Raw genomic sequence first — 4,008 nt, 5'->3', positions numbered from 1 at the left:
GTCCCACCCCAGGTCCCGTCGCTCGAGCGCACCGGCCTGACCACGTGGCCCGGGGACCTGCCCGCGCTCCCCGAGCAGGTCGAGGCGACCGCCGCGGGCGTCACCGTCCGCGCGTACCCGACGCTCGTCGAGGAGGGCCGCGGACCGGCCGCCACGGTCGCGGTCCGCACGCTCGCCGACGCGTCCGCCGCGCGCGCCGCGGCGCACCACGGCCTGCGCCGCCTGCTGGTCCGCGACGTCGGCCTCGCGCCCGCGCGCGTGACGACGCGATGGACCGGCGCGCAGGCGCTCGCGCTCGCGGCCAGCCCGTACCCCAGCACGGAGGCCCTGGTCGACGACGTGCAGCTCGCCGCGGTCGACGCCCTGGTCGGCCGCCCGGCCGCCGATGTGCGCACGGCCGACGACTACGCGCAGGTGCGCGGGCTCGTGCGCGCCGGGCTCGAGGACCGCGTGCACGCGGTGGTCGGTGACCTCGTCGCCGTGCTGGGCGCGTGGCGCGAGGTGCAGGCGGACGTGCGCGGCACGACGAGCCTCGCGCTGCTGTCCACCGCGCAGGAGGTGCGTGCCCAGACGGAGGCCCTGGTGCACGAGGGCTTCGTCGCCGAGACCGGTGCGGCGCGGCTCCCCCGGCTCACGCGCTACCTGCGCGCCGCGCGCCACCGGCTGGCCAAGGCCGCCGAGAACCCGCAGCGCGACGCCGACCTGGCGTGGCAGGTGCGCGACCTCGAGGACCAGCTCGCCGACGCCCTCGCCCGGGCCCGCGCTGCGACGCCCGACCCGGCCCGGGCCCGCGCGCTCGACGACGTCCGGTGGCAGCTCGAGGAGCTGCGCGTGAGCCTGTTCGCGCAGCAGCTCGGCACGCCGGTCCCGGTGAGCGCGACGCGGATCCGCAAGGCGCTGGCCGCGATCGGCTGACGCCGACCCGCACGAGGAGGCACGCATGGACACCGACGAGATCCGTACCGAGCTGGCGGACGCCGAGAGCCTGCTGGGCTCGACGCAGCTGTGCCACCTCGCCTACACGGGCACCGACGGCACCCCGCGGGTGGTGCCCGTGGGCTTCTGGTGGACCGGTGAGCAGCTCGTCGTCTCCACCGCGGCGACCGCACCGAAGGTCGCGGCCCTGCGGGCCCGGCCCGAGGTCGCCGTGACGATCGACGCCGGCGGCACGCCCGAGCAGGCGAGAACGCTGTCGGTGCGCGGGACCGCCGACATCACGATCGTGGACGGCCTGGTCGAGGAGTATCTGCTGGCGGCGCGCCGGAGCATGGGCGAGGGGGCGGCCGCGCAGTTCGAGGCGGCGTGCCGCGAGCTGTACGACAGGATGGCGCGCATCGCGATCACACCGACGTGGGCCCGGTTCTACGACTTCGGGTCCGGGCGCGTGCCGCGGTTCCTGCGCGAGCTCATGGAGCGCTGAGACGGCTCACGACTGCGGCTCGACCGGCCCGTCCTTGCCCGCGACGAGCGTCCCGCAGCTGACCTCCTGAGCCGTCGTGACGACGGCGTCGTCCTTGCCGGCGCCCGTCGCGACGGTCTCCTTCTCGCCGTTCGTCGCGTGCCGCCCCTGTGCGTCGAGGTCCACCCACGTGCGCGTCACGTCGAACGTCTTCCCGTCGTCCTTCGACACGGCGTCGAGCCCAGCGAGCCGCAGCACGCCGTCGTCCTTGGTGCACCCGACACCGGTCCCCTGGTCACCGAACCCGCGGTCGAACGTGTAGGGGTCGCCCTGCGCGTTCTGCACGGGCGTGACCGCGCAGCCGGCGAGCGAGAACAGCAGCGCCTCGCGGCCGGTGTCGACCAGCGCGATCGGGATGCGGTCGGCCTGCACGCGCTCGACGACGGCCGAGGCCCGCTCGGGGCTCGCGCTGTCGATCGGCGCGGAGAAGGTCGCGCCCGACGACGTCGTGATGCCGAAGCGACGGTCCGCACCGGGCGTGATCCAGGCCTGGTCCTCGTGCCCGTCGTCGTCGATGTCCACGATCTCGTGCACGTCGGCGCCCGCGGGCGGCGACGTGCACGAGATCGTGGACATCGACGACGACGGGCACGAGGACCAGGCCTGGATCACGCCCGGTGCGGACCGTCGCTTCGGCATCACGACGTCGTCGGGCGCGACCTTCTCCGCGCCGATCGACAGCGCGAGCCCCGAGCGGGCCTCGGCCGTCGTCGAGCGCGTGCAGGCCGACCGCATCCCGATCGCGCTGGTCGACACCGGCCGCGAGGCGCTGCTGTTCTCGCTCGCCGGCTGCGCGGTCACGCCCGTGCAGAACGCGCAGGGCGACCCCTACACGTTCGACCGCGGGTTCGGTGACCAGGGGACCGGTGTCGGGTGCACCAAGGACGACGGCGTGCTGCGGCTCGCTGGGCTCGACGCCGTGTCGAAGGACGACGGGAAGACGTTCGACGTGACGCGCACGTGGGTGGACCTCGACGCACAGGGGCGGCACGCGACGAACGGCGAGAAGGAGACCGTCGCGACGGGCGCCGGCAAGGACGACGCCGTCGTCACGACGGCTCAGGAGGTCAGCTGCGGGACGCTCGTCGCGGGCAAGGACGGGCCGGTCGAGCCGCAGTCGTGAGCCGTCTCAGCGCTCCATGAGCTCGCGCAGGAACCGCGGCACGCGCCCGGACCCGAAGTCGTAGAACCGGGCCCACGTCGGTGTGATCGCGATGCGCGCCATCCTGTCGTACAGCTCGCGGCACGCCGCCTCGAACTGCGCGGCCGCCCCCTCGCCCATGCTCCGGCGCGCCGCCAGCAGATACTCCTCGACCAGGCCGTCCACGATCGTGATGTCGGCGGTCCCGCGCACCGACAGCGTTCTCGCCTGCTCGGGCGTGCCGCCGGCGTCGATCGTCACGGCGACCTCGGGCCGGGCCCGCAGGGCCGCGACCTTCGGTGCGGTCGCCGCGGTGGAGACGACGAGCTGCTCACCGGTCCACCAGAAGCCCACGGGCACCACCCGCGGGGTGCCGTCGGTGCCCGTGTAGGCGAGGTGGCACAGCTGCGTCGAGCCCAGCAGGCTCTCGGCGTCCGCCAGCTCGGTACGGATCTCGTCGGTGTCCATGCGTGCCTCCTCGTGCGGGTCGGCGTCAGCCGATCGCGGCCAGCGCCTTGCGGATCCGCGTCGCGCTCACCGGGACCGGCGTGCCGAGCTGCTGCGCGAACAGGCTCACGCGCAGCTCCTCGAGCTGCCACCGGACGTCGTCGAGCGCGCGGGCCCGGGCCGGGTCGGGCGTCGCAGCGCGGGCCCGGGCGAGGGCGTCGGCGAGCTGGTCCTCGAGGTCGCGCACCTGCCACGCCAGGTCGGCGTCGCGCTGCGGGTTCTCGGCGGCCTTGGCCAGCCGGTGGCGCGCGGCGCGCAGGTAGCGCGTGAGCCGGGGGAGCCGCGCCGCACCGGTCTCGGCGACGAAGCCCTCGTGCACCAGGGCCTCCGTCTGGGCACGCACCTCCTGCGCGGTGGACAGCAGCGCGAGGCTCGTCGTGCCGCGCACGTCCGCCTGCACCTCGCGCCACGCGCCCAGCACGGCGACGAGGTCACCGACCACCGCGTGCACGCGGTCCTCGAGCCCGGCGCGCACGAGCCCGCGCACCTGCGCGTAGTCGTCGGCCGTGCGCACATCGGCGGCCGGGCGGCCGACCAGGGCGTCGACCGCGGCGAGCTGCACGTCGTCGACCAGGGCCTCCGTGCTGGGGTACGGGCTGGCCGCGAGCGCGAGCGCCTGCGCGCCGGTCCATCGCGTCGTCACGCGCGCGGGCGCGAGGCCGACGTCGCGGACCAGCAGGCGGCGCAGGCCGTGGTGCGCCGCGGCGCGCGCGGCGGACGCGTCGGCGAGCGTGCGGACCGCGACCGTGGCGGCCGGTCCGCGGCCCTCCTCGACGAGCGTCGGGTACGCGCGGACGGTGACGCCCGCGGCGGTCGCCTCGACCTGCTCGGGGAGCGCGGGCAGGTCCCCGGGCCACGTGGTCAGGCCGGTGCGCTCGAGCGACGGGACCTGGGGTGGGAC

The 4,008-nt window shown here is 75.7% G+C and carries 6 protein-coding genes; 3 read left to right on the top strand and 3 right to left on the bottom strand.

Features of this window, described 5'->3' with window-relative positions:
- Window positions 1–915: DUF3418 domain-containing protein (locus tag AW16_RS0116540; RefSeq protein ID WP_029292217.1), on the top strand; the 915-nt coding region annotated here is incomplete at its 5' end.
- A 25-nt stretch (window positions 916–940) separates the two neighbouring features.
- Entirely contained in the window at window positions 941–1,420 is a 480-nt protein-coding gene (locus AW16_RS0116545; protein ID WP_029292219.1) for a pyridoxamine 5'-phosphate oxidase family protein, read from the top strand.
- Window positions 1,421–1,426: 6 nt separating this feature from the next.
- On the opposite strand, the gene AW16_RS0116550 is transcribed toward AW16_RS0116545, so the two are convergent.
- Window positions 1,427–1,993, bottom strand: a complete 567-nt coding sequence (locus AW16_RS0116550) for a hypothetical protein (protein ID WP_156044228.1) — start codon at window positions 1,991–1,993, stop codon at window positions 1,427–1,429.
- Between AW16_RS0116550 and AW16_RS0116555 the strand changes: the two genes are divergently transcribed.
- Complete coding sequence (locus tag AW16_RS0116555; RefSeq protein WP_156044227.1) at window positions 1,974–2,582, top strand: hypothetical protein; 609 nt, start codon at window positions 1,974–1,976, stop codon at window positions 2,580–2,582. The genes AW16_RS0116550 and AW16_RS0116555 overlap by 20 nt on opposite strands.
- Window positions 2,583–2,588: 6 nt before the next feature.
- Here AW16_RS0116555 and AW16_RS0116560 read toward each other — a convergent pair whose 3' ends face one another.
- Together AW16_RS0116560 and AW16_RS0116565 are read right to left on the bottom strand one after the other, a co-directional pair.
- Window positions 2,589–3,068, bottom strand: coding sequence for a pyridoxamine 5'-phosphate oxidase family protein (locus tag AW16_RS0116560; RefSeq protein WP_029292219.1), 480 nt, complete (start codon window positions 3,066–3,068; stop codon window positions 2,589–2,591).
- Window positions 3,069–3,093: 25 nt separating this feature from the next.
- Window positions 3,094–4,008: DUF3418 domain-containing protein (locus tag AW16_RS0116565; protein ID WP_029292217.1), on the bottom strand; the 915-nt coding region annotated here is incomplete at its 5' end.

Origin of the sequence: Cellulomonas sp. HZM, assembly GCF_000708885.1 — a bacterium.
Lineage (GTDB): Bacteria > Actinomycetota > Actinomycetes > Actinomycetales > Cellulomonadaceae > Cellulomonas.
The sequence above is the reverse complement of the archived record's forward strand: the minus strand, read 5'-3'. Positions and strand labels throughout refer to the sequence as shown.